Source organism: Solirubrobacter deserti (genome assembly GCF_027587175.1).
Lineage (GTDB): Bacteria > Actinomycetota > Thermoleophilia > Solirubrobacterales > Solirubrobacteraceae > Solirubrobacter > Solirubrobacter deserti.
Map to the genome: position 1 here is coordinate 1 of NZ_JAPCID010000083.1, position 23,387 is coordinate 23,387.

The 23,387-nt window shown below is 71.7% G+C and carries 22 protein-coding genes; 13 read left to right on the top strand and 9 right to left on the bottom strand.

The genetic code is table 11. The features are described 5' to 3' along the window. Window positions 1-1,506: PI-PLC domain-containing protein (locus OJ962_RS32765; protein WP_270006891.1), on the top strand; the 1,506-nt coding region annotated here is incomplete at its 5' end. On the opposite strand, the gene OJ962_RS32770 is transcribed toward OJ962_RS32765, so the two are convergent. Then, a complete protein-coding gene (locus OJ962_RS32770) occupies window positions 1,496-2,434 on the bottom strand; it encodes a C1 family peptidase (protein ID WP_202953556.1) in 939 nt (312 codons plus the stop codon). The genes OJ962_RS32765 and OJ962_RS32770 overlap by 11 nt on opposite strands. Window positions 2,435-2,500: 66 nt before the next feature. Between OJ962_RS32770 and OJ962_RS32775 the strand changes: the two genes are divergently transcribed. The 3 genes from OJ962_RS32775 to OJ962_RS32785 are packed head-to-tail and all read left to right on the top strand — an operon-like array spanning window position 2,501 to window position 4,685. After that, complete coding sequence (locus OJ962_RS32775) at window positions 2,501-3,160, top strand: SRPBCC family protein (protein WP_202953557.1); 660 nt, start codon at window positions 2,501-2,503, stop codon at window positions 3,158-3,160. Then, on the top strand, window positions 3,160-3,492 hold the full coding sequence (locus tag OJ962_RS32780; protein ID WP_202953558.1) for a YciI family protein: 333 nt from the start codon (window positions 3,160-3,162) through the stop codon (window positions 3,490-3,492). The genes OJ962_RS32775 and OJ962_RS32780 overlap by 1 nt, the downstream gene beginning before the upstream one ends. Window positions 3,493-3,530: 38 nt before the next feature. After that, entirely contained in the window at window positions 3,531-4,685 is a 1,155-nt protein-coding gene (locus OJ962_RS32785; RefSeq protein WP_202953559.1) for an RNA polymerase sigma factor, read from the top strand. Between the two features lie 25 nt (window positions 4,686-4,710). Here the strand turns inward: OJ962_RS32785 and OJ962_RS32790 are convergent, their stop codons facing one another. From OJ962_RS32790 to OJ962_RS32800, 3 genes are all read right to left on the bottom strand, one after another. After that, window positions 4,711-6,885: a PQQ-dependent sugar dehydrogenase gene (locus tag OJ962_RS32790; protein ID WP_202953560.1), complete on the bottom strand. Its 2,175-nt coding sequence runs from the start codon at window positions 6,883-6,885 to the stop codon at window positions 4,711-4,713. Window positions 6,886-6,997: 112 nt separating this feature from the next. Further along, window positions 6,998-8,035 (bottom strand): hypothetical protein, encoded by a 1,038-nt coding sequence (locus OJ962_RS32795; RefSeq protein WP_202953561.1) that lies wholly within the window; start codon window positions 8,033-8,035, stop codon window positions 6,998-7,000. A 15-nt stretch (window positions 8,036-8,050) separates the two neighbouring features. After that, window positions 8,051-8,947 (bottom strand): LysR substrate-binding domain-containing protein, encoded by an 897-nt coding sequence (locus OJ962_RS32800; protein WP_202953562.1) that lies wholly within the window; start codon window positions 8,945-8,947, stop codon window positions 8,051-8,053. A 110-nt stretch (window positions 8,948-9,057) separates the two neighbouring features. On the opposite strand from OJ962_RS32800, the gene OJ962_RS32805 reads away from it, so the two are divergent. Genes OJ962_RS32805 through OJ962_RS32830 form a run of 6 tightly spaced genes read left to right on the top strand, consistent with a single transcriptional unit; the run spans window position 9,058 to window position 13,830 of the window. After that, window positions 9,058-10,608 carry a 4-hydroxyphenylacetate 3-hydroxylase N-terminal domain-containing protein gene (locus OJ962_RS32805; protein WP_202953563.1) on the top strand — a complete coding sequence of 517 codons (1,551 nt, stop codon included), beginning with the start codon at window positions 9,058-9,060 and terminating at the stop codon, window positions 10,606-10,608. Between the two features lie 2 nt (window positions 10,609-10,610). Beyond that, window positions 10,611-11,186, top strand: a complete 576-nt coding sequence (locus tag OJ962_RS32810) for a nucleotidyl transferase family protein (protein WP_202953564.1) — start codon at window positions 10,611-10,613, stop codon at window positions 11,184-11,186. Further along, window positions 11,176-11,685 (top strand): flavin reductase family protein, encoded by a 510-nt coding sequence (locus OJ962_RS32815; RefSeq protein WP_202953565.1) that lies wholly within the window; start codon window positions 11,176-11,178, stop codon window positions 11,683-11,685. Before OJ962_RS32810 ends, OJ962_RS32815 begins: the two co-directional genes overlap by 11 nt. Next, window positions 11,673-12,800 carry a mandelate racemase/muconate lactonizing enzyme family protein gene (locus OJ962_RS32820; protein ID WP_202953566.1) on the top strand — a complete coding sequence of 376 codons (1,128 nt, stop codon included), beginning with the start codon at window positions 11,673-11,675 and terminating at the stop codon, window positions 12,798-12,800. Before OJ962_RS32815 ends, OJ962_RS32820 begins: the two co-directional genes overlap by 13 nt. Next, window positions 12,797-13,078, top strand: coding sequence for a muconolactone Delta-isomerase family protein (locus OJ962_RS32825; RefSeq protein ID WP_202953567.1), 282 nt, complete (start codon window positions 12,797-12,799; stop codon window positions 13,076-13,078). Before OJ962_RS32820 ends, OJ962_RS32825 begins: the two co-directional genes overlap by 4 nt. Then, entirely contained in the window at window positions 13,075-13,830 is a 756-nt protein-coding gene (locus OJ962_RS32830) for a dioxygenase family protein (protein ID WP_202953568.1), read from the top strand. The genes OJ962_RS32825 and OJ962_RS32830 overlap by 4 nt, the downstream gene beginning before the upstream one ends. A 14-nt stretch (window positions 13,831-13,844) precedes the next feature. On the opposite strand, the gene OJ962_RS32835 is transcribed toward OJ962_RS32830, so the two are convergent. Then, complete coding sequence (locus OJ962_RS32835) at window positions 13,845-14,612, bottom strand: SDR family oxidoreductase (RefSeq protein WP_202953569.1); 768 nt, start codon at window positions 14,610-14,612, stop codon at window positions 13,845-13,847. An 83-nt stretch (window positions 14,613-14,695) separates the two neighbouring features. Here OJ962_RS32835 and OJ962_RS32840 point away from each other — a divergent pair, with 83 nt between their 5' ends. Further along, on the top strand, window positions 14,696-14,935 hold the full coding sequence (locus OJ962_RS32840; RefSeq protein WP_202953570.1) for a hypothetical protein: 240 nt from the start codon (window positions 14,696-14,698) through the stop codon (window positions 14,933-14,935). Between the two features lie 140 nt (window positions 14,936-15,075). Then, entirely contained in the window at window positions 15,076-16,770 is a 1,695-nt protein-coding gene (locus tag OJ962_RS32845; RefSeq protein ID WP_270006893.1) for an LVIVD repeat-containing protein, read from the top strand. Between the two features lie 3 nt (window positions 16,771-16,773). Here the strand turns inward: OJ962_RS32845 and OJ962_RS32850 are convergent, their stop codons facing one another. Both OJ962_RS32850 and OJ962_RS32855 read right to left on the bottom strand, forming a co-directional pair. Beyond that, window positions 16,774-17,898, bottom strand: a complete 1,125-nt coding sequence (locus tag OJ962_RS32850; protein ID WP_202953572.1) for an ROK family protein — start codon at window positions 17,896-17,898, stop codon at window positions 16,774-16,776. A gap of 30 nt (window positions 17,899-17,928) precedes the next feature. Further along, window positions 17,929-18,975, bottom strand: coding sequence for a M42 family metallopeptidase (locus OJ962_RS32855; protein ID WP_202953573.1), 1,047 nt, complete (start codon window positions 18,973-18,975; stop codon window positions 17,929-17,931). A gap of 57 nt (window positions 18,976-19,032) precedes the next feature. Here OJ962_RS32855 and OJ962_RS32860 point away from each other — a divergent pair, with 57 nt between their 5' ends. Beyond that, window positions 19,033-20,628: an ABC-F family ATP-binding cassette domain-containing protein gene (locus tag OJ962_RS32860; protein ID WP_202953574.1), complete on the top strand. Its 1,596-nt coding sequence runs from the start codon at window positions 19,033-19,035 to the stop codon at window positions 20,626-20,628. Here OJ962_RS32860 and OJ962_RS32865 read toward each other — a convergent pair. Both OJ962_RS32865 and ggt read right to left on the bottom strand, forming a co-directional pair. Further along, a complete protein-coding gene (locus OJ962_RS32865; RefSeq protein WP_202953575.1) occupies window positions 20,618-21,622 on the bottom strand; it encodes a mechanosensitive ion channel family protein in 1,005 nt (334 codons plus the stop codon). The genes OJ962_RS32860 and OJ962_RS32865 overlap by 11 nt on opposite strands. A 60-nt stretch (window positions 21,623-21,682) precedes the next feature. Then, on the bottom strand, window positions 21,683-23,387 hold a 1,705-nt coding region (gene ggt, locus OJ962_RS32870), incomplete at its 5' end, for a gamma-glutamyltransferase (RefSeq protein ID WP_270006894.1).

The window sequence follows — 23,387 nt, forward strand, 5'->3', positions numbered from 1 at the left end:
GGTTGGCGCGCGGGCGCGATCCGGCTCGGTGCGGCGGTCGCCGTCGTCGCCGGGCTCGCCGGCCTCGCCGCGTCGGTCGGGCCGCGCGTGCTCACCGGCGACGCCGCCGCGCGGGCCGCGCTGGAGACGTGGCTGGACCCGCTCGCGGTGCGCTGCTGGACCGTGTGCGCGGGCGCGCTGCTCGTGACGACCGCGGCCGCGTCGCTGTGGCGGCCGCCGCTGCCCGGGACCCTCGTCGCGCAGGCGCGGCGCGGGTTCGAGCGCGTGCCGCCGACCGGCCGCGCGATCGTCGCGATCGCGTTCGGTGTCGTCGCGCTCGCCGCGCCGCTCGCCCTGCTGCGCGCGCTCGTCATGGCAGCCGGCGCGCTCGGGATCCTGTGGGGCGTGGCCGCGCTGCTGCGGCGCGTGGCGCCGCCTGCTGCTCGCTCGTCGCCCGCCGCCGGCGTCTCCGCTCCGCGCCATCCCCGGCGCGTCTCACCGCGCCGGGCCGCGGTGGCCGCCGGCGCGGTCGGCGTCGCCGCGGCCGCGCTCGCGTTCGCGCTCTCGACGAGCGGCGCCGCTCCCGTCAAGGTCGGCCGGTGCAACGGGAGCGCGGCGCTGTGCGACCGGACGCTGGACGAGGTCGTGTTCCTCGGCACGCACAACTCGATGTCCGCGGACGGAGAGCCCGGGTGGCTGTTCGCCGCGCAGAACGCGAGCATCGCGCAGCAGCTCGACGACGGCGTGCGGAGCCTGCTGATCGACACGCACTACGGGTTCCAGACGCCGCGCGGGGTCGCGACCGACCTCGACCACGACTCCAAGAGCCGCGAGAAGATCACGTTCGAGCTCGGCGAGGCGTTCATCGAGACCGCGCAGCGGCTGCGCTCCCGGCTCGGCTTCACGGGGGATGAGCCGCGCGAGATCTTCCTCTGCCACGCGTTCTGCGAAGTTGGCGCCACCAAGGCCGTCGACGCGCTCGAACAGGTGCACGAGTTCCTCGTCGAGCACCCCGAGGAAGTGCTGATCCTCTCGATCGAGGACGACACCGAGCCGCAGGACACCGCGCGGCTGATCAGGGACAGCGGCCTCATCCACAACGTCTACGAAGGCCCCGCCGGACCGCCCTGGCCCACGCTCCGCCAGCTCATCCAGCACAACGAGCGCGTGCTCGTGCTGATCGAGAACCAGCCCGGCGACGAGCCGTGGATGCACCGCCAGGACACGGTCGCGCAGGAGACCCCGTACGCGTTCGCGACCCCGGCCGAGCTCGCCGCGCCCGACTCCTGCGCGCCGAACCGCGGCGGCGACGCCGGCTCGCTGCTGCTGGTCAACCACTGGGTGGACACGTCGCCGGCGCCGCGCCGCAGCATCGCCGGCGAGGTCAACGCGAGCGCGTTCCTCACCGAGCGCCTCACGCGCTGCCGGCACGAGCGCCGGCTTCTGCCGACGATCGTCGCCGTCGACTTCTACCGCGACGGCGACGCGTTCGAAGTGGTCGACACGCTGAACGGGCTCACGTCCTGAACTGCCCCGTGTCCACCCACTCCTGCTGCTGGAGCACCCACCAGTCGTCGGCGAGGTGCTCGCGCACGTACGCGTACGGCAGCCACCCGTAGCCCTTCTCGCCCCAGCTCGTGCCCCACGAGTTGCGGATCAGGAAGGCGCCCTTGGTCTCCTTCGCGCTGCCGCGGCGCTTGACGCGCTTCTCGTCGTCGTAGCCCACCGCCATCACCGCGTGCCCGCCGACCAGCTCCTCCCTGTCGGTCGGGTACGGGATCTCGCCCGTGTTGCCGTCGTGGATGGACTCGAAGACCGAGAAGCCGAACATCGCCGGCATCTGCGAGGCGAGATGGGACTTGATCGCGCCCAGCACGTCCGCGCGCGTCGCGTCCGGCGGGTCCAGCCGGTAGTAGACGATCGACTGGAAGCTCTGCGCGAACGCGTAGCAGAACGCCGTCGGCTCCTTGTCGAACGCCTCGATCCTGTACGGCCAGTACTTCTCGGGCACCACGCCGAACAGCGCCATCGCGCCCATGGTCGTGCGCAGGAACGCGCCGCTGTCGCCGGTGAAGCCGCCGAGCTTGCGCGTCGTCTTGTACAGGAACGACCGCGAAGCGTTGATGTGGCGCCCGTACGCCTTGCGCTGGTAGTACTCGATCATGCCGACGCCCGCGTGCGCCGTGCAGGAGCCGATCTCGCCCTGGTCCTCGACGCCCGAGCACCACTCGCGCAGGTCGACCTTGGCCGGCGGGGCGACCCCCTCCGGCACCGCCGTCCGGGCCAGCAGCGGAGCGACCTTCTCGTGCTCGACCGTGTAGTCACGCGGGCTCGGGTGGTCGCGCAGCCAGCCGAGGCCCTTGCGTCCCGGCACGCCCGGCAGCGACAGGGCGAACCCGTGAGGCTCGGAAGCCCCGTGGAACTCGGCTTCGAACTCGATCTCGGCGTCGGTCATCGCGCGACCCTCTCAAAAATCTCGGCGGCGCTGTCGATTTCGCGCGTGCCCGTTTGTCGAGGAGACATGAACAAGCTCTGGGAAGTCACCTGGGAGGGCGAGCTGCCGGCGTCCCCGCAGGCCGTGTGGGCCACCTTCACGCGCCACTCCGCCAGCTACCTGTGGCCGATCGAGTACGAGCCCCGCGTCGGCGGCGCCGAGCGCGGCCTCACGCAGGGCGGCGGCACCGTCACCGTCTGGGAGCCGCACCGCCACTTCGTCACGCGCACGCGCCCCGAGCAGGAGCGGGACGGGCTCAACGAGGTCGAGATCACGCTCGAGCCGCTGGGCGCGATCACCTACTTCCGCTTCACCCACCGCGCGGAGATCCCCGAGGCCGAGTACGACGTCCAGCTCGCGATGTGCCGCGAGCACACGGCGCTCTACCAGCACTCGCTCGGCCAGGCCGCGTGCTACTTCCACGGCCTCGAGGCGCAGTACGAGGCCGACGACGAGCTCGAGGGCAGCTTCGCCGAGGTGCTCGAGCGGCTCGGCGTCCCCGCCGACGCCGTGACCGGCGACCGGGTCACGCTCACCAACGGCATCGAGGGCGTCGTCGACTACCGCGCGCGCTCGTTCCTGGGCGTCCGCGGCGAGGACGTGCTGTTCCGCGTCTACGGGCGCGACACTTGGGGCTATCCCGTGGGCACGACGACCCACCGGTTCCCGACCAGGACGGAGGCGTGATGGCGCAGTACGCGGTGTTCCTGTATGAGCGGGTGGCGCCGGAGGATCTGCCGCCGGAGATCATGCAGCGCCACGAGCAGATGCCCGAGCGGGCGGCCGAGCTCGGCGGGCGGATCGTCGCGGGGATGGCGCTGCAGCCGCCGGACACGTCGACGTCGATCCGCAAGGGCGAGCTCACCGACGGCCCGTTCCTGGAGACCAAGGAGGTGCTCGGCGGCGTGTTCGTGATCGAGGCGCGCGACCTCGACACCGCGCTCGCGATCGCGAAGCTCACCCCGGTCGTCGAGGGCGGCGTGGAAGTGGTCCCGTTGCTCGACTTCCAGGTCCTCTGAAGGCCGTCGCCGACGCGCACCGGAGCGAGTGGGCCTACGTGCTCGCCGCGACGGTGCGCGTCACCCGCGACCTCGACCTCGCCGAGGAGGCCGTCCAGGACGCGTTCGTGGAGGCGCTGCGCGTCTGGCCTCACGACGGCGTCCCGGACAAGCCGGGCGCCTGGCTGACGACGGTCGCCAAGCGCCGCGCGCTGAATGCGATGGCGCGCGCGAAGACGCTCGACACCAAGCTCCCGCTGCTGTTGGAGCGCGACGAGGACGACCTGCCGGACGAGGACTTCATCGGCGACGACCGCCTACGGCTCGTGTTCACCTGCTGTCACCCGGCGCTCGCCCGCGAGGCGCAGCTCGCCCTCACGCTGCGGCTCGTGTGCGGCGTCGCGACGGCCGACGTCGCGCACGCGTTCCTGATCTCGGAGGCGACGATGGCCGCCCGGATCACGCGCGCGAAGAAGAAGATCGCCGCGGCGCGCATCCCGTACGTCGTCCCCGAACCGCACGAGCTCCCAGAGCGCCTGGACGCCGCGCTGACCGTCATCTACCTGCTCTACACGACCGGCCACACAGCGCCCGCCGGCGACGACCTCGTGCGCGACGAGCTGACCGCCCGCGCGCTCGACCTCGCCCGCATGCTGCACGGGCTGCTGCCCGGCGGCGAGGCGGCGGGACTGCTCGCGCTGCTGCTGTGCCATGAGGCCCGACGCGGCACGCGCACCGATGCGCATGGGCGCCTGCTGCGGATGTCCGAGCAGAATCGCACGGCGTGGGACCGCGAGCGCATCGCCGAGGCCGACGCGCTGATCGTCGCCGCCCTGCGCGCCGGCGGCCGCGGGCGCTTCCTGCTGCAGGCCGCGATCGCCGCGCTGCACGCCCAGGCGCCCAGCTACGAGCAGACGGACTGGCCGCAGATCCTCGAGCTCTACGACGCGCTGCTGCGCGTGTGGCCGTCCCCGGTGGTCGCGCTCAACCGCGCGGTCGCGCTCGCGGAGGTGGAGGGACCGCAGGCCGCGATCGCCGCCGTCGACGCCCTGGAAGGCGTGGACGGCTACCGCTACCTGCACTCCACGCGCGCCGACCTCCTGCACCGGCTCGGCCGTGACGGAGAGGCCGCCGACGCCTACCAGCGCGCCCTGCAGCTCACCGACAACGTCGCCGAGCGCACCTTCCTGGAGGAGCGCCGGGCGCCGCGATGACTCGCGGCGCCCGACTCCTACGTGGCTACTGGCCCGGGGTCAGCACGACCTCGTCCGACCCCTGCTGGGGCTCCTCACCGTCCGGCTGGTCGGTGTAGGTGGCGACGAACACGCCGCGCAGGTTGGTGGCTCCTGCGTGGGCCTCGTCGATCGGGATCGAGATCTGGCCCGAGCAGCCCGCGGTGGACGTCTGCGGATGCCCGTGCTGGTCGTGCCCGAGGATGTACGCGACGGTCACGCGCGAGCAGTCGACCGGCTGTTCGTCTTGGATCGTCACGGTGTAGTTCACCGTGTCGCCGAAGTTGAACGGCGGCGTGGTGGACGCGACCTGCAGCTCCACGATCGGCGCCTGGTTGCCGACCACGATCCGGACCGAGCTCGACGCGCTGCGCCCGCTGGTGTCCGTGACGCGCAGGGTGGCCTCGTAGATGCCACGCTGCGTGTACGTGAACGTCGGGTTCGCGACGCGCGAGTCCACGGTGCCGTTGGCGTCGAAGTCCCACGCGTAGGCGATCCGGTCACCGTCCGGGTCGTTCGTGCCCGCGCTCGAGAAGCGCACCGTCAGCGGCGGGACCAGCGCCGACGTCGGCGTGCCGCTGACCTTCACCACCGGCGTGTACTCGCCGCGGCGCACGTAGTCGATCCGGGCCAGCTGCGCCTCCGGGTTCTCGGAGAAGAAGCCGTCACCGTACTCGAGCGAGTACAGCGCGCCGTCCGGGCCGAACTCCATGTCCATCGGGTTGTCCTGCTCGATCCCGCCGGGGCCGAACAGGTGGAAGATGTCGCGCAGCTGCCCGCCGTTGGGCCGGTTGAGCTGGAACACCTTCACGTAGTCACGCGACCATTCGTAGAACAGCGGGTGACCGTCGAACACGCGCGGCCAGCGGTTCTCCGCGCGGTTGTCGGCGTCGAACTCGTACGCCGGGCCGCCCATCGGGCCGATGCCGTCGCCGCCGCGCTGGTTGAACAGCTCGGGGAACAGGCCGGAGTCACCGGCCGGGTACGAGTACCAGACGTCGGGCTGGATGACCGGCGGCAGCCGGCGCAGGCCCGTGTTGTGGCGCGAGTCGTTGACGGTCGCGCGGCAGTTGAACTCCTCGCCGGACTGCTCGGCGTCGGGCGTGAAGTCGTAGTCGGTGTACGGATCGTTCGGCGTCACGCAGAACGGCCAGCCGTAGTTGCCGGGCTGGCGGATCAGCATCCACCGGCCGTGACCGGCCGGACCGCGTCCGACGAGCGGCACGTTGGCGTCCGGCGAGTAGTCGCCGACGTACACGTCGCCCGTCTTGCGGTTGACCGCGAACCGGAACGGGTTGCGCATGCCCATCGCGAAGATCTCGGGGCGGGTCTGCGGCGTGCCCGGGCGGAACAGGTTGCCCGGCGACGGGATGTAGCTGCCGTCCTCGAGCACGCGGATCTTGAGGATCTTGCCGCGCAGGTCGTTCGTGTTGCCGGACGTACGCCGGGCGTCGAACGCGGGGTTGCGGGTCTCGCGATCGTCGATCGGCGTGTAGCCGGCCGAGAAGAACGGGTTCGTGTCGTCGCCCGTCGACAGGTACAGGTTGCCCTGGTAGTCGAAGTCGATCTGGCCGCCGACGTGGCAGCAGAGGCCGCGGTCGGCCGGCACGCGCAGGATCTCCTGCTCGGACGCGACGTCGAGCTCATTGCCCGTGAACTTGAAGCGCGAGAGCAAGAGGTAGCTCGTCTGCGCGTCCGCCTGGAACTTCTTCAGGCGCTCGCGTTCCTCGGGTGAGGTGAGGTCCTCCGGAGCGTTGCCCTCGTTGATCGCGGCGCCCGTGGCGGGATCGTCGACGGGCGTGTTCAGCTTCGGCGAGTAGTAGAGGTAGACCCAGCGGTTCTCGTCGAAGTTCGGGTCGATCGCGATGCCCTGCAGACCCTCCTCGTCGTGCTGATAGAGGCCCTTCGGGTTCTCCTCTTCGTCAGCCATGTTGATCACGAGCGTGTTGAGGCCCGTGCGCGGGTTGTGGATGCGCACCTCACCGGTGCGCGCTGTGTGCAGCACGCGGCCGTCCGGCAGCACGGCAAGGCTCATCGGTTCGCCGGGACGGTCGTTGAGCTGCACCTTCTGGAACTCGCTCTGTGACGGGAACGGCGAGTTCTGTGCGTGAGCGCTCCCCGCGAGCGCGCCAAAAAAGCCGAGCGCAGCGATGCCCACCGCGCAACGGGCCTGGACTCCCATGTACTTCCCCCTGACTTTGGCCCGAGCCTTCTCCCGAAGCTCAGATTGCGGGCGACAGTACTCGCTCGCCGCCGGGTTCGCACCCTCAGCGAAGGTCAGTGTCAGAACGTTGTCACTCGACGACGAGGGTCCGCAACGCGACGTGTCCCTCTTCATCGATCACGAAATGCGAATGGCCCTCGTGGTCGATCGCGACGCCCTCGACGCGTCGGATCTCCCCGAAGTGATGAACGCACTCTGCGGTGAGCCCGGCGCCTTCGCCGGCCACCGTGAAGCGCACGTGCTCGGACGCCGCCTCGCCGCCCTCGGGATGGTCCTCGAGCACGGTCGCGGACTTGTTGGCGGCGTCGAGGTCGCCGATCACCGCGTCGAAGCTGTGGCCGTCCCGGGTGTCCAGCGCTCGGAAGCCCGCCGGTGCGGCCGCTGAGCCGATGTTCTGGAGGTGGAACACGCGGCCGGGCTCGGGCAGGGCGTCCGGGTCCTCGAAGAGCGTCTCGGGGTGGAGGATCTCGACGAGCAGCGGGTGGCCCTCGGCCGTGACCGGATAGCGCAGGCCGAGCAGCAGCGAGCCCTCGGCCGTGAACTCCATCGCCTCGACGTTGATCGGCTGGTCCTCGGGCTGGACGCGGCCGGCCCAGCGCTTGTTCTCCTTCACGCCGATCTTGATCGTCGCGTCGATGTAGCGCTCGCGGGCGAGCTTGCCGAGCGGCAGCAGGGCCGTGCCCCTGAGGGCGTCGTTGACGGCGCGGTGCAGGCCGAAGCGCAGGCGGGCGATCTCGAGCGTCGGCTTGTCGGCATGGACGAGGTCGTGCTCGGGGATGCGCGCGATCCAGGAGCGGCGGGCGCTGAGCGGGCCCGTCTTCTTGCCGAACTGGGAGCCGAGCAGGTAGGCGTAGCCGTCGCGCGTGGCGCAGGCCTCGGCGTCCTCGGTCTTGTCGTCGGCCGTGGAGGGCTCGGTGGGAACGCGGCGCGCCTCCCAGCCCTCATCCAGCGGGCAGTTCTCCTGGTGGATCAGGAGGGCGAGCGCGTCCTCGGCGTGGGCCTCGTCGAGGACGGTCAGCATGGTGCGGTCGTAGCCGGGGTTGGCGACGTTGATGACGGTGAGGTCGGAGGCCTCGTTGGGCTCCAGGTGAAGGTCGGTCTCGTGCACGGGTGGGCGGGACTTTCACACACCGGTCGTGGTCAGCGCGTGGCGGACGATCTCGAGCGCGCGCGCGAGCACGGGTGAGGCGTCGTCGTGGCGGTAGGCGAGGGCGAGCTCGACGCGGGTCGGGTCGCCCGCCAGCGGGCGGTAGACGGCGCCGACGACCGCGAAGCGGGTGACGCTGAGGGGGACCAGGGACACGCCGATGCCGGCCGCGACGAAGCTCACGAGCGTGGCGGTCTCGGCCACCTCCAGGGCGACGTTCGGCTTGAAGCCGTGGGCGGCGCACGTCTGCTCGACGGCGTCGTGCAGGACGGACCGGAAGTGGCTGGGGTAGGCGACGAAGGGCTCGGTCTTGAGCTCTTCGACCGGGACCTCGGTGCGCTCGGCGAGCCGGTGGTGCTGGGGGAGGACGGCCACCAGCGGCTCGGTGACGACCACCTCGATCGTGAGGTCACGGCGCTTGACGGGCGGGCGCAGCAGGGCGAGGTCGAGCGTGTGCTCGGTGAGGCCCTGGACCTGGGCGGGCGTGAGGAGCTCGCCGCGCAGGTCGAGCTCGACGCCGGGCAGCTGTTGCCGGAGCGCGGCGGCCAGCGCGGGGAGGAGGGCGTAGGTGGCCGAGCCGGTGAAGCCGACGGCGAGCTTGCCGACCTCGCCGCGGGCGGCCCGCTGCGCGTCCTCCTTGGCCTGCTCGGCGTCCTGGAGCAGCGCGCGGGCGCGTTCGAGGAAGACCTCGCCGGCCGGGGCGAGCTCCACCTTGCGCGTCGTGCGGTGCAGCAGCTCCACCCCGAGCTCGGACTCCAGCCGCCGGATCTGCTGGGACAGTGGCGGCTGGGCCATGTGCAGACGGTCCGCGGCGCGCCCGAAGTGCTTCTCCTCGGCGACGGCGACGAACGCTCTCAGGTGGCGGAGCTCCACGGGTGCGTAATTTGTAACAGTTTTCGTCTCAATCTGTTGCAGATTCGTCTTGAGGCGTTACTCAATCGTCCGTACCTTCCGGTCCAAGTTCCCGACCGTGAAGGAGAGACATGGCCGTTGAGACGCAGGCTCCCGCCACCGTGCTGCCGATGACGGGTGCGGAGTACCTCGAGAGCATCCGTGACGGGCGAGAGATCTACTGCTACGGCGAGCGGGTCGAGGACGTGACGACGCATCCGGCCTTCCGCAACGCGACGCGGATGGTCGCGCGGCTCTACGACGGCCTGCACGATCCGCAGCTCAGCGGCGTGCTGACGTGCCCGACGGACACGGGCAACGGCGGCTTCACGCATCGCTTCTTCCGCGCGCCGCAGTCTGCGGAGGACCAGGTGGCCGACCGTGACGCGATCGCGCAGTGGGCGCGCATGTCCTACGGCTGGATGGGCCGCTCGCCCGACTACAAGGCGTCCTTCCTGGCGACGCTGGGCGCGAACGCGGACTTCTACGCGCCGTACGAGGACAACGCTCGTCGCTGGTATCGCGACGCGCAGGAGCGCTGCCTGTACTTCAACCACGCGATCGTCAACCCGCCGATCGACCGCCAGCGCGGGATCGACGAGGTGCGCGACGTCTACGTGCACGTGGACCGCGAGACCGACGAGGGCCTGATCGTCTCGGGCGCGAAGGTGGTGGCCACGGGTTCTGCCCTGACGAACTACAACTTCGTCGCCCACTACGGCGCCGCGCCGATCAAGACCAAGGAGTTCGCGCTGATCTTCGCGGTCCCGATGAACGCGCCGGGGCTGAAGCTGATCTCGCGTCCGTCCTACGAGATGACCGCCGAGGTCATGGGCTCGCCGTTCGACTACCCGCTGTCCTCGCGGCTGGACGAGAACGACTCGATCCTGATCTTCGAAGAGGTCCTGATCCCGTGGGAGAACGTCTTCGTCTACGGCGACGTGGACAAGATCAACGCGTTCTTCCCGGCTTCCGGGTTCATCCCGCGCTTCACGTTCCAGGGCTGCACGCGCTTCGCGGTCAAGCTCGACTTCATCGCCGGCCTCTTGCTCAAGGGCATCGACGCGACGGGCGCGAAGGACTTCCGCGGCGTGCAGGCGCGCGTGGGCGAGGTGCTCGCGTGGCGCAACCTGTTCTGGGGCCTGACGGACGCGATGGCCCGCACGCCCGACGAGTGGGTCGGCGGCACCGTGCTCCCCAAGCTCGACTACGGGCTCTCCTACCGCGTGTTCGCCACCCAGGCGTACCCGCGCATCAAGGAGATCATCGAGCAGGACCTCGGCTCGGCGCTGATCTACATGAACTCGCACGCGGTGGACTTCAAGAACGAGGACATCCGCCCGCTGCTGGACCGCTACGTCCGCGGCTCCAACGGCTACGACTCCGTCGAGCGCGTGAAGCTCATGAAGCTCATCTGGGACGCCGTCGGCTCCGAGTTCGGCGGCCGCCACGAGCTGTACGAGCGCAACTACGCCGGCAACCACGAGAACATCCGGCTCGAGGTGCTCCTCAGCGCCCAGGCCTCCGGCCAGGCCGACGCCTACAAGGGCTTCGCCGAGTCCTGCATGGCCGAGTACGACCTCGACGGCTGGACCGCGCCGGACCTCATCAACCCGACCGACGTCAACCGCTTCCTCTCCTAGCCATGCTGTACCCGACCCTGTCCCAGCGCGGCGGCCGCCTCGCCGCCCCGGCGGCCGCGCCCGCCAACCCGCTCACGGCCCTCTTCGCGGCGCACCGGGCGCCGTGCGTCGTCACCGCGGGCACGTTCGACGGCGTGCATTGCGGCCACCGGGCGCTCGTGGCGCAGGCCGCCCGCGAGGCCCGCGCGCGCGGCGTGCGGCTCACCGCGGTGACCTTCACGCCACGGCCGGACGCGGTGCGCCGTCCGCCCGGGCTGCCGGATCTGTGCTCGCTCCACGAGCGGGTGACGCGGCTCAAGCGGGCAGGCGCGGACGACGTGGTCGTCGTCCCGTTCAGCCGCGCGCTGATGGGCATGTCGGCGGCGGACTTCGTCGCGCACCTCACCAAGGACCTCGGCATGCAGGCACTGTGCGTGGGCGAGGACTTCGCGCTCGGTCGCGGGCGCGAGGGCGACGTCCCCGCGCTGCGCGCGCTCGGCGTCGACGTGGTCACCGTCCCGCTCGTGCGCGAGGCGGGGCACGAGAAGATCAGCTCGAGCGTCCTCCGCGCCCGCTTGGCGGTGGCCCATGCCGCCTGAGCTGATGGTCTCCCCGGCCGAGCTGCGGCGCACGTTGGGCCGCTTCTGCACCGGCGTCACGGTCGTCTCGACCGAGCGCGACGGCGAGGTGCACGCGATGACCGCCAACGCGTTCATGTCGGTGTCGCTGGACCCGCCGCTCGTGGTGGTGTCGATCGACCACCGGGCGAAGATGCACCGGCTGCTGCCGGACACGCGGCGCTTCGGCGTGTCCGTGCTCGCGTGCGACCAGGAGCGCGTGGCGTGGCACTTCGCCGGGCGCCCGCTGCCGTCACCGGGCGAGCTGTTCGTCCACGAGCGCGACGTGCCGCTCGTGGCGGGCGCGATCGCGCACGTCGAGTGCGCGCTGCACGCCTACCACGAGGCGGGCGACCACACGCTCTACCTCGGGCTCGTCGAGCATCTGGACAGCCGGCCGGGCGAGCCGCTGCTGTTCCACCGCGGCGAGTTCGGCCGCGTCTCGCCCCACGAGGAACCGGGGCCGTCGTGGGGCTGGTAGCGGTCCCGCGCGCGCTGACGACGATCACGCGCGTCGAGGCGATCCCGTACTCGGTGCCCTACCGGGTGCCGGGCCGGTTCGCCTCGGGCGCGGTCGAGCGTGCGGACAACGTGCTCGTGCGCGTGCACTCCGCGGACGGGCTCGTCGGCCAGGCCGAGGCGCAGCCGCGCCCGTACACCTACGGCGAGACGCAGGCGACGATCGTCGCGGCCGTGCGCCACCGGCTCGGCCCGGCGCTCGAGGGCCTGGACCCGCTCGCGACCGAGCTGATCGAGGCGCGCTGCGGCGGCATGCCCGGCGACCGGGTCGCACGCGGGGCGATCGACCTCGCGGTCTGGGATCTCGTCGGCCAGCTGCTCGGCCAGCCGTGCGCGTTGTTGCTCGGTGGTTACGCGGGCGAGGTTTCGGTTGCACATATGGTCAGCTTCGGAGAGCCTTCCGCGATGGCCGAGGAAGCGCTCGCGATGCGCTCCCGTCACGGGATCCGGACGTTCAAGGTCAAGGTCGGGCGCGACGTGGACACCGACGTCGCGGCGGTCACCGCTGTGCGGGAGGCGCTGCCCGAGGCCGAGCTGTACGTGGACGCCAACCGCGGCTGGGCCTACGACGCCGCGCTGCGCGCCGGCGAAGCGTTCGCCGACCTCGGCGTCGCGGCGATCGAGGAGCCGCTCGCGCTGGAGGACCGGCGGGGCCGCACGCGCCTCGCCGACCGCTGGCTGGTCCCGTTGGTCGGCGACGAGTCGTGCATCAGCCTCGCGCACGTCGCGCGGGAGCTCGACGACGGCGCGGTGGGGATGGTCAGCGTGAAGGTCGCGCGCACCGGGTTCACCGAGTCGCGCCGCATCCTCGGGCTGTGCCTCGGCCGCAGCGTGCCGGCCGTCGTCGGCTCCCAGTACGAGGGCGGGGTCGGCGCACTCGCCACCGTGGCGTTCGCGTCCGCGTTCGCGGCCACCGCCCGGCGGCCCGCGGAGGCGACGAACTTCCTCGACCTCGCCGACGACCTGCTGGCCGAGCCGCCCACGGTCGTCGACGGCCGCATGGCCCCGCGCCCCGCGCCGGGCCTCGGCATCGAGATCGACGAGGATCGGCTGGAGCACTACCGGATCGACCGATGAGGTTCATGGTCGAGATGACCGTCAACCTGCCGCCGGGCGACCACTCGGCGCTGCTCGCTCGCGAGCGGGAGTACTCACAGCGGCTGCAGAGAGACGGCCGCTGGGAGCACCTGTGGCGCGTGGCCGGACGCTACGCGAACGTGAGCATCTTCAACGTCGGCACGCCCGACGAGCTGCACGAGCTGGTCAGCGGCCTGCCGCTGTTTCCCTACATGGACATCCGCGTCACCGCGCTGGCCGCGCACCCGTCGGCCATCGCCACCGAGGAGGAGAGATGAACCGCGCCGAGACCGTCGTGAGCGCCATGCTGGACGCCATCCGTGGCGTGATCGTCGAGCACGACGTCACCTACGAGGAGTACGCGATCGCCAAGCAGTGGCTGATGGACGTCGGCGAGGCGGGCGAGTGGCCGCTCTTCCTCGACGTGTTCGTGGAGACCACGGTCGAGCGCAACGCGTTCCGCGGCCGCGCCGGCAGCGCCGGCACGATCCTCGGCCCGTACCACCTGCCCGACGCGCCCGTGCTGGACGCGCCGTTCGAGCTACCGCGCCGCCCGGACGAGCAGGGCGAGCCGCTGACCCTGAGCGGCCGCGTCACCGACGCCGAGGGCACGCCCCTCGCCGGCGCCGTGCTCGACGTCTGGCACGCCGACGCCGAGGGCTTCTACTCGGGCTTTCACCCGGACCTCCCGCCCGGCATCTTCCGCGGCAAGGTCATCGCGGACGCCGAGGGCCGCTACGAGGTCAACACGATCCTCCCGGCCCCGTACACGATCCCCCACGAAGGCCCGACCGGCGCGATGGTCGCCGCCTGCGAGTGGCACCCGTGGCGCCCGGCCCACATCCACCTGATCGTCGACGCCCCAGGCCACGAGCCGCTCATCACCCAGCTGTTCTTCGAGGGCTCCGACTACCTCGACGGCGACGTCGCGGGTGCGGTCAAGGAGGACCTCGTCGTCCGACCGGTGGGCGGCCGCGTGGAGTACGACTTCGCGCTGGCTCCGGCCGAGGTGCCGCTCGCGGCCGCGTGAACGGCGGAGTCCGCTCACTCCATCGCTAACTGGTTCGCCTGCGCGCTCATGAGCAGCATGCCGCCGTCCACCACGTACGAGGCGCCCGTCACGTAACCCGCCTCGGCCGAGCACAGCAGCGCGACCACGTCCGCGACCTCGCGGGCGTCGCCCGGGCGGCCCATCGGGATGCCCGGGCGGTCCTCGCCGCGCGGGTCGGCGTCCTCGTTGCCGGTCATCTTGGTGGCGATCTCGCCGGGCGCGACGGCGTTCACGGTGATCGCGTGCGAGGCCAGCTCGAGCGCCATGACCTTGGTGAGCCCGCCGAGGCCGTGCTTGCCGGCGACGTAGCCGGAGGAGCCCTCCAGCGGGACGTGCTCGTGGACCGAGGTGACGTGGACGATGCGGCCGCCGTGGCCGGCGTCGACCATGCGGCGGGCGGCGCGCTGGCTGCACAGGAACGGGCCGACCAGGGTGAGGGAGAGGACGGTCTGGAACGTGTCCAGGTCCGTCTCCAGGAACGGCGTGGAGTGCCCGGCGGCGGCGTTGGCCACGAACGCGTCGAGCCCGCCCAGCGCGTCGGCGAGCTCGTCGATCACGGCGTCGGGGCCGGGGACGGTGGAGAAGTCGGCTTGGCGGTGCTCGACGCGGGCGCCGTGGCGCGAGAGCTCGGCGACGACCTCGGCGAGGATGTCCTCGTCCGAGTGCCAGGTGAGCCCGATGTCGAACCCGCGTTGGGCGAGCGCGACGGCGCACGCGCGGCCGATGCCCGAGTTGCCTCCAGTGACGATTGCGACCGGCATGCCCGCGGGCTACCCACCGGAGCGCGCGAAGCCGACGCGGGTCCCGGCGCGCGAGCACTCGCCCTCGCGGGTATCCCTCCCGTATGCATTTCACGCCGGCGATCGTGATCGGGCTCGTCGTGTGCATCGCGGTCGGGGTGATCCCCGCGATCCGGATCCTGATCGCCCAGCGGCCGCGGCCGCACGACCGTGACGAGAGCGGCGGGCGGCACGAGCCGTGGCTCGTGCCGGGGCCGGACGGGCCGTCGTGGTGGCCGGAGTTCGAGCGCGAGTTCGCGCGCTACGTGGCGACTTCGCCGGGCAGTCCCGAACGACCCGGTTGAACGCGTCGGCGTGGCTGAGCGCCACGACTCGTCAATCGCACAAGACATCCGTCGCGTCTCATGAAGCTCTCAGGTACGGTTCAGCACAAGCAGCGATGTGCGAATTGGGGCGCGCGTCGCGATTCCCTGGGAGGGGAAGTATGAATCGACGGTGGAAGGTGCTGGCTGTCGCCTGCGTGGCCGCTCTGGCCACGCCCGCGACCGCGGCGGTGGCCCACGATCCGGAGGAGCTCGGCGGCAGCACGCCGCTCACGGAGCCGTTCGGCCACAAGTTCTGGTTCTGGGCCAACTTCCAGACCGGCCCGAACGAGTTCAACCCGGCGAACACGCACGTCACGAGCTCCGACATCGCGTTCTGGGGCAACCTGGCGTACGTCGGCGACTACGGCGGGTTCCGGATCTTCGACATCACGCGGCCGAAGCCCGCACTGGTCAAGGACGTGCGGTGCTACGGCCCACAGGGCGACCCGTCCGTGTTCGACCGCAACGGTGACGGTTCCGCCGACACGCTGGTGCTGTCGGTCGACTCGCCGCTCACCAGCTCGCAGTGCGGCGCCGGCCCGGCGAGCAAGGACCCGGCCACGGGCCGGTACCCGGACGGCACGTGGGAGGGCGTCCGCGTCTTCGACGTGTCCAACCCGCGCGACCCGAAGCAGGTCGCGGCCGTCTACCAGGACTGCGGCTCGCACACGAACACGCTGCTGCCCGCGCCGAGCCGCGGCTGGGGCAAGCACGGCCGGGCGAAGTCGATCTACGTCATGAACTCGAGCTACCCGCTCGGCGAGGGCCCGACCTGCGGTCCGCTCGGCGAGCAGGCCGGTCGCAAGATCAACCACGGCGTGATCCAGATCGTCGAGGTCCCGTTCGACGACCCGTCCAAGGCGAAGGAGCTCACCGAGCTGCCGGTCGTCTACCCCGGTGACCCGGACGGCACCTACAAGCCGGTGTCCGAGCACGGCGTCGCCGCGCCGCTGGACAACTTCCTCGGCTGCCACGACCTCAGTACGTTCCCGGGCATCGGCCTCGTGGGCGCGGCCTGCGGCGAGCAGGCGCAGGTGTGGCGGATCGATCACCGCACCGGCCTGCCCGACACTGCCAACCCGAAGTGGGTGCACGACCAGCCCAACGTCGACTTCTGGCACTCGGCGACGTTCAGCTGGGACGGCAAGGTCGCCAACTTCATCGACGAGTCCTTCGGCGACGGTTGCCCGACGGTGACGACCAAGACCGCCGGCCTGCCCGGCCCGCCGAAGACCTACGCCACCGGCAACATGTTCTTCTTCGAGACCAAGACGGGCGACCTGCTCTCCGAGTACCGCATCCAGCGCGGCACCAACGACAACATCGGCACCGGACCAGGGCAGTACTGCTCGTCGCACCTCGGCATCCCGGTGCCGTCGTTCGACCGCTACCTGCTGGTCAACGCGTACTACCGCGGCGGCTCCTCGGTGATCGACTTCAGCGATCCGACGAAGCCGAAGGAGATCGCTTGGGCCGACCTGAACGGGACGAACACCTGGTCCGCGTACACGTATCCGCGGCGCACGACCCTCACGCGCACGATCCCCGTGTACTCGAACGACGGCCTGAGCCGCAACTACGGCACGTCGCAGGCCCCCAGCTATCCCGAGGCCGCGTACGGGTTCCAGCGGTTCACCGCGGACGTCGGACGGGTCGGCGTGATCGGCTTCGACCACCTCAACCCGCAGCTGCAGGAGAAGGTGATCCCGAACCTGCTGAGCCTGCGCAAGCCACACGGCAAGCCGTGGAAGTACGACGAGGGCCGGCCGGGAGACGGGCACCGCAACCGATCGGCCCGCCCCTGGGACAAGTAGCGATCAGTACGGGCTGAGCGCGTGATCGACGGCCATCGTCGTGGCTCCGATGAGGCCGGCACGCGCTCCCGCCCGGGCCCGTGAGATCTCGAGCTCGCTGGTCGCCAGCGTGTTCGCCTCGCGGTAGAGCGTCTCCCGCAGCGCGCTGAGGAGGAAGTCGCGGGCGTCCGTCAGGTCGCCCGCGACGACCACCCGCGACGGGTTGAGGATGTTGACCACCGTCGCGAGCACGAACCCGATCGCGTGCCCGGCCTCGCGCACCATCGCGATCGCCTCCGGCGTGCCGCCGCGGGCGAGCGCCGCGATCTCCGCCGCGTTCGCGCACGGGATGCCGGCCGCGCTCAGCCGCTGCGCCATGCGCGTCCCGCCCGCGACGGCCTGCAGGCAGCCGCGCTTGCCGCAGCTGCACTCGATGTCGTCGTGGCCCGGCACGCGCGTGTGCCCGATCTCACCCGCCGCGCCCTGCGCGCCGCGCAGGATCACGCCGGAGGCGACGTACGCGAGCCCGACGCCCGTACCCGCCTTGAGCACGACGATCTGCTCGCCCCGATCGTGCGCGCGGGCCTCGCCGAGCGCCATCACGTTCACGTCGTTGGCCACCAGCACGTCGACGTCGAAGTGCTCGCGCAGCCGCTCCGCGACCGGGAAGCCATCCCAGCCGGGCATCAGGCCCGGGCTCACCGGGCGCCCGTGCCCGTCGACCGAGCCGGGCAGGCCGACGCCCACCGCCCACACGTCCTGCGCCGAGCGTCCGAGCTCGGCCAGCATCGCGTTCAGCTCGCCGACCGCCCAGGCCAGCGTCTCCTCGGGGCCGGCGTCGATCCCGCGGAACTCGGAGCGCTCGGCCAGCGTCTCGCCCGCGAGGTCGGCGACCGCGAGCGTCGTCCGCGTCGCGCCGGCGTCCATCACCAGCACGACGCCCGCTCCGGCGTTGAACGCCAGCAGCCCCGAAGGGCGCCCGCCGGTTGAAGCCGCGCTCCCGTTCTCCGTGATCAACCCGCGGGACTTGAGGTCACCCAGCCGCGTCCCGATGGTCGTCCGTGAGAGCCCGGTGTGGTCCATGAGCTCGCTGCGGGTCGCGGCCTCGCCGTCGCGGATGAGCCGGAGGATGTCTGGGCTGTTGATCACGGGCGAACAACCTAGCCATCCCGGTGACGGTTACGGGCGATCGGGAAACGGCGTGGTGACGAGTTGCCGCAGCAGCTCGGCGGCGGCCTCCAGGTCGCCCGGATGCACCGTCTCGAACGCCGTGTGCGTGTAGCGGCAGCCGACCGTCAGCAGCGCCGTCGGCGAGCCGGACTGCGCGATGGCGAGGCCGTCGGAGCCGTAGCCCGCGAACAGGCCGTCCTGGATCGGCAGCGAGTTGCGCTCGGCGAGGGCGACCAGGTGCTGGGAGAGTGTGCGGTCGTAGACGATGCCGGAGTCGCGGTGGACGACGATCGGGCCTTCGCCGAGCCGGGTGCCGAACTCCTTCTCGTTGACGGTCGGGATGTCGCCGACGAGGCCGACGTCGAGCGCGATGGCGGCGTCGAAGCGCTCGGCCAGCGCGAGCGCGCGGGCGCCGTGGAGGCCGTTCTCCTCCTGCACGGTCGCGCCGAGCCAGAGCTCGCACGCGAGGTCCTCCGTGCCGATCAGCGCGTCCATCAGCGCGAGACCCACGCGGTTGTCCATGCTCGGGCCGACCAGCAGCTCGCCGACGCGCTGCACCGGCGCGGAGAAGACGACGGGCGCGCCGATGTGGACGCCCGCGGCGCGCACGGCCTCACGCGAGCCGAGCCCGAGCTCGACCCAGAAATCGTCGTAGGCGAGCTTGTCCTTCTCGCGTTGTTCGGGGGTCAGCACGTGGCCGGAGCTGGCCGCGATCATGCCGTCCAGCCAGCTGCCGTCGCGCGTGAGCGCCCGGACGGGCTGGCCGACCGGGTGCCGGCGTTCGGGGCCGTTGCGGCGGTCGCCCTGGGAGCCGTCGAGGAGCAGGAAGCCCTCGTCGGCGATGTAGCGCACGACGTAGCCGACCTGGTCCATGTGCGCCTGCACGAGGACCTGCGGGCCTTCGCCGCCGACGCGCGCGACGAGGTTGCCGACCCGGTCACGCCTGACGTCCGCGCCGCGCTCGCTCCAGCGCCGCTGCAGCAGGTCCGCGAGCCCGGACTCGGCACCCGAAGGGGCGGGGACGGCACAGAACGCGGCGAGCACCTCCGTCAGCATCCGCACAATTTACGCGTGGAACGGCCCGCCGCGGCGCACTAACTAGCCTCTTCTCGCGTGAGCGGCACGCTGATCGCGCGGGATGTGAGCAAGGCGCACGGGGCGGCGACGATCCTCGCGGGCGTGTCCGTGACGGTCGCGCCCGGGGACGTGCTGGGCGTCGTCGGGCCCAACGGCGCGGGCAAGTCGACGCTGCTGCGGCTGTTGGCGGGCGTCGACGCTCCCGATGCCGGGGACGTGCGGCTCACCACCGGCACGGCCGGCTACCTCCCGCAGGAGCCGGACCGCCGGCCCGGCGAGAAGCTGCAGGACTACCTCGCGCGGCGCACCGGCGTGGCCGCCGGCGAGGCGCGCATGGAAAAGGCCGCCGCCGACTTGGCCTCCGGAGGCGGGGGTGAGGATTACTCCGAGGCGCTGGAGGCGTGGCTGGCGCTCGGCGGCGCCGACCTCGAGCAGCGCGCGGAGACCGTCCTGCGCGACCTCGGGCTGGACCCGGCGCTGCTGGACCTGGAGACCGTCGCGCTGTCCGGCGGCCAGGCCGCGCGCGCTTCACTGGCCGCGATCCTGCTCAGCCGCTTCGACGTCCTGCTGCTCGACGAGCCGACCAACGATCTTGACTTCGACGGCCTCGCGCGCCTGGAGCGCTTCGTCGCCGAGCGCCCGGGCGGCGCCGTGATCGTCTCCCACGACCGCGCGTTCCTGGACCGCACCGTCACGCGCGTGCTGGAGATCGACGAGATCGCGCACACCGCGGCCGAGTACGGCGGCGGCTGGGCCGGCTACCTCGAGCTGCGCGCGACCGCCGCGCGCCACGAGAAGGAGCGCTTCGACGCGTACTCCGCCCAGCGCGACCGGCTCACCCAACGCGTGAACCGCCAGCGCCAGTGGTCCGAGACGGGCGTCAAGAAGGCGAAGGGCTCGGACCCCGACAAGTCGCTGGTCGCGCGGCGCGCCGAGCGCTCGGAGAAGCAGGCGGGCAAGGTGCGGGCGTCGGAGAAGGCGCTGGAGCGGCTGGACGTGGTGGACAAGCCGTGGAAGCGCTGGGAGCTGCAGCTGCGCTTCGGGGGCGGTGAGCGCTCCGGCGACGTCACCGTGCGCCTCGACGACGCGCTGCTCCGGCGCGGTTCGTTCGCGCTCGGCCCGCTGTCGTTGGAGCTGGCGTGGGGCGAACGGGTGGCGCTGGTCGGGCCGAACGGGTCCGGCAAGACGACGCTCGTCCAGGCGCTGATCGGCGCGCTGGAGCCGGCGGCGGGCACGCGCTGGATCGGCCCGGGCGTGCGCGTCGGCACGCTCGACCAGGCCCGTGCGGGCTTCGACGGCGCCGGCACGCTGGTGGACGCGTTCGTCGAGCAGAGTCAGATGACGCTGCAGGAAGCCCGGTCGCTGTTGGCCAAGTTCGGGCTCGAGTCCGACGAGGTCAACCGGGAGGCGCGGTCGCTCTCACCCGGCGAGCGCACGCGGGCCTCGCTGGCGCTGCTGATGGCCACCGACGTCAACTTCCTCGTGCTCGACGAGCCCACCAACCACCTCGACCTGCCCGCGATCGAGCAGCTCGAGGTGGCGCTGGAGTCCTACGACGGCACGCTGCTGCTGGTCACGCACGACCGCGGGTTGCTCGAGGCCGTGCGCGTGGACCGCACGATCAAGCTCTAGACGGCGCCTCGCGGTGCCAGACCGTCTGCTGCGGGAACGGGATCTCGATCCCCTCCTGCTCGAAGACGGCCTTGATGCGGCGGCGCAGCTCGCGGGAGACGCGGAACTGCTCGGACGGGCGCGTCTTGACCACGAGCCGGATCACGACGCCGTTCGCGCCCAGCCGCTCGACGCCCCACACCTCCGGCTGCTCGATCACGTCCGCGTCCTCGCGCGCGATCTCGTCCGCGACCTTGGCGATCACGGCCTCGGCGTGGTCGATGTCGGTGTCGTACGCGACCTCGATGTCGATCAGCGCGCGCGACCAGTGCTGGGACTGGTTGCCGACGCGTCGGATCTCGCCGTTCGGGACGTGCCACAGCGTGCCGTCGACGGAGCGCAGCCGGGTGGTGCGCAGCGAGACGGCGTCGACGACGCCTGAGGTCTGGTTGTCGAGGTCGACGATGTCGCCGACGCCGAACTGGTCCTCGACGAGGATGAACACGCCGGACAGGAAGTCCTTGACCAGCGACTGCGCGCCGAAGCCGAGCGCGACGCCGAGGATGCCGGCGCCCGCGATCAGCGGGCCGAGGTTGATCCCGAGCTCGCCCAGGATCATGAAGATCGCGACCGTGTAGATCACGAACGTGATCAGCGAGCGCAGGACGCTGGTGAGGGCGTCGATGCGCTGCTCGGAGCGCAGCGAGTGCTCCTGCGTCTGCAGCAGCGCGGCGGGCGCCGCCGCGCGCATCGCGCCGACGCGCTCCTGGATCGCGCCGGAACTCAGCGTGCGCAGCATGCTCTTCACGCCGCGTCGCGCCAGTCGGTTCACGAGCCACGCGATGACCAGGATCGCGAGGATCGTCAGCGGTTTCCCGATGATGAAGTCAGCCACATCCGCCAGCGTGCGGTTCTCCGTCCACTCCAGGACGTTGCGACAGAACCAGCCCGGCTCCTCACCACACGTGAGGCGCACCTGCTCGGCGGAGACGGCCGCGAAGGTCGTCTCGAGCATGCCTTCGACCCTAGCGAGGCGAGTGGACGCCGCAACGCGGCGCCCACCCATCCCCTCACATCAGCGCTGCGGCTTGACCACGAGCGCGGAGCCGCCGCCGCGGCGGACCGGCTCGGCGGCCGCGAGCATCCGGCCGCGGTCGAAGAACTCGATGCCGGTGACGGCGCCGATCTCCGCCTGGTCGGTGCCGAACGCGTGTCCGTAGCGCGTCCGCAGCGCCTCCTTGTCGGCGGCGAAGCCGGGCTCGGCGATGCTGGTCGCGCCGTTGCGCTGCGACGCGCGCGGCGCCGCGATCGCCGCCGGCAGGTCCTTGCCGAACTCCAGCCGCTCGAGCAGCGTCTGCAGGACGGTCGTGATGATCATCGAGCCGCCCGGGGACCCGACCGCCAGGAACGGCCGGCCGTTGCGGGTGACGATCGTGGGCGCCATCGAGCTGCGCGGGCGCTTGCCGCCCTGGGCCCGGTTGGGCGCGGTCAACGAGTTGAAGTCGAAGTCGGTCAGCTCGTTGTTGAGCAGCATGCCCGTGCCCGGGACGACGATGCCGTTGCCGCCCGTGGACTCGACCGTGAACGTGTACGAGACGACCATGCCGTCGTCGTCGGCGATCGTCAGGTGCGTGGTCGACGGGCCTTCCATGCTCTCGGGTGCGACGCCCGCGGGGCCGCAGTAGTCGTCGCCCGGCACCGCGGCGTTGACGGCGGTGTCGGTGATCAGCGCGCGGCGCACGTCCGCGAACGGCTGCGAGAGCAGGCAGTCCAGCGGCAGCGGCTTCACGTAGGCCGGGTCGCCGAGGTACTTGTTGCGGTCGGCGAACGCGTAGCGGCTCGCCTCCAGGTAGCGGTGCAGCGCCTGGGTGCGGTCGGCGCCGAGCGGCTGGTAGCCCTCGAGGATGTTGAGCGCCTCGCCGACGGTCGAGCCGCCGCTGGACGGTGGGCCCATGCCCCAGACCTCGAGGCCCTTGTAGTCGACCTTGGTCGGCTTGCGCTCGATCGCGCGGTAGTTCGCGATGTCCTGCTCGGTGATCAGGCCGGGCCGCCACGTGTGGTTGGCGGTCGGGGCGGTGGGCGGCTTCTGCGCCGCCTGCGCGATCGCGCGGGCGAGCGGGCCGCGGTAGAACGCGTCGGCGCCGAAGCGGGCGATGTACTCGTACGTGCGCGCGAGGTCGGGGTTGCGCAGCGTGCTGCCGACGTCCCGCGGCGTGCCGTCGGGGTCGAGGTAGATCGCCGCGGTGCTCGGGATGTCGTCGAAGTAGTCGACGTTCGGCGTCGTCTGGTCGAAGAACGTCTGGTCGACGGTGAAGCCTCGCCGCGCGACGTCGATGGCCGGCTGCAGCAGCTTGCGCAGCGGCTTGCTGCCATAGCGGTCGAGGGCGAGCTCCCACTTGGCGACGGTGCCCGGCACGCCCGCCGAGAGCCCGCTGTAGCGCGCGTCGGCGAATGGCAGCGGCGTGCCGTTCTCGAAGAACGAGTCCGGCCGCATCGCGGCGCCCGCGGTCTCGCGGCCGTCGATCGTCGTCACGTGCCCGCGCGGCGTCCGGATGACCATGAAGCCCCCGCCGCCGATGCCGGCGCTGAACGGCTCGGTCACGCCGAGGACGCCCGCCGCCGCGACGGCCGCGTCGACGGCGTTGCCGCCCTTGCGCAGCGTGTCGATCGCCGCGTCGGTGGCGAGCAGGTCGACCGTCGCGGCCGCGCCGCCGGAGCCGACCGCGGTCGGGACCTTCTGGGGCGTGCCGCCGTGTCCGCCGCCGGGGTGGCCGCCGCCG

What these genes read in the sequence shown, in the direction of transcription:
- OJ962_RS32770 (WP_202953556.1), bottom strand. Translation starts at nt 2,434, where the DNA reads ATGACCGACGCCGAGATCGAGTTCGAAGCCGAGTTCCACGGGGCTTCC.
- OJ962_RS32775 (WP_202953557.1), top strand. Translation starts at nt 2,501, where the DNA reads ATGAACAAGCTCTGGGAAGTCACCTGGGAGGGCGAGCTGCCGGCGTCC.
- OJ962_RS32780 (WP_202953558.1), top strand. Translation starts at nt 3,160, where the DNA reads ATGGCGCAGTACGCGGTGTTCCTGTATGAGCGGGTGGCGCCGGAGGAT.
- OJ962_RS32790 (WP_202953560.1), bottom strand. Translation starts at nt 6,885, where the DNA reads ATGGGAGTCCAGGCCCGTTGCGCGGTGGGCATCGCTGCGCTCGGCTTT.
- OJ962_RS32805 (WP_202953563.1), top strand. Translation starts at nt 9,058, where the DNA reads ATGGCCGTTGAGACGCAGGCTCCCGCCACCGTGCTGCCGATGACGGGT.
- OJ962_RS32810 (WP_202953564.1), top strand. Translation starts at nt 10,611, where the DNA reads ATGCTGTACCCGACCCTGTCCCAGCGCGGCGGCCGCCTCGCCGCCCCG.
- OJ962_RS32815 (WP_202953565.1), top strand. Translation starts at nt 11,176, where the DNA reads ATGCCGCCTGAGCTGATGGTCTCCCCGGCCGAGCTGCGGCGCACGTTG.
- OJ962_RS32825 (WP_202953567.1), top strand. Translation starts at nt 12,797, where the DNA reads ATGAGGTTCATGGTCGAGATGACCGTCAACCTGCCGCCGGGCGACCAC.
- OJ962_RS32830 (WP_202953568.1), top strand. Translation starts at nt 13,075, where the DNA reads ATGAACCGCGCCGAGACCGTCGTGAGCGCCATGCTGGACGCCATCCGT.
- OJ962_RS32835 (WP_202953569.1), bottom strand. Translation starts at nt 14,612, where the DNA reads ATGCCGGTCGCAATCGTCACTGGAGGCAACTCGGGCATCGGCCGCGCG.
- OJ962_RS32840 (WP_202953570.1), top strand. Translation starts at nt 14,696, where the DNA reads ATGCATTTCACGCCGGCGATCGTGATCGGGCTCGTCGTGTGCATCGCG.
- OJ962_RS32845 (WP_270006893.1), top strand. Translation starts at nt 15,076, where the DNA reads ATGAATCGACGGTGGAAGGTGCTGGCTGTCGCCTGCGTGGCCGCTCTG.
- OJ962_RS32855 (WP_202953573.1), bottom strand. Translation starts at nt 18,975, where the DNA reads ATGCTGACGGAGGTGCTCGCCGCGTTCTGTGCCGTCCCCGCCCCTTCG.
- OJ962_RS32865 (WP_202953575.1), bottom strand. Translation starts at nt 21,622, where the DNA reads ATGCTCGAGACGACCTTCGCGGCCGTCTCCGCCGAGCAGGTGCGCCTC.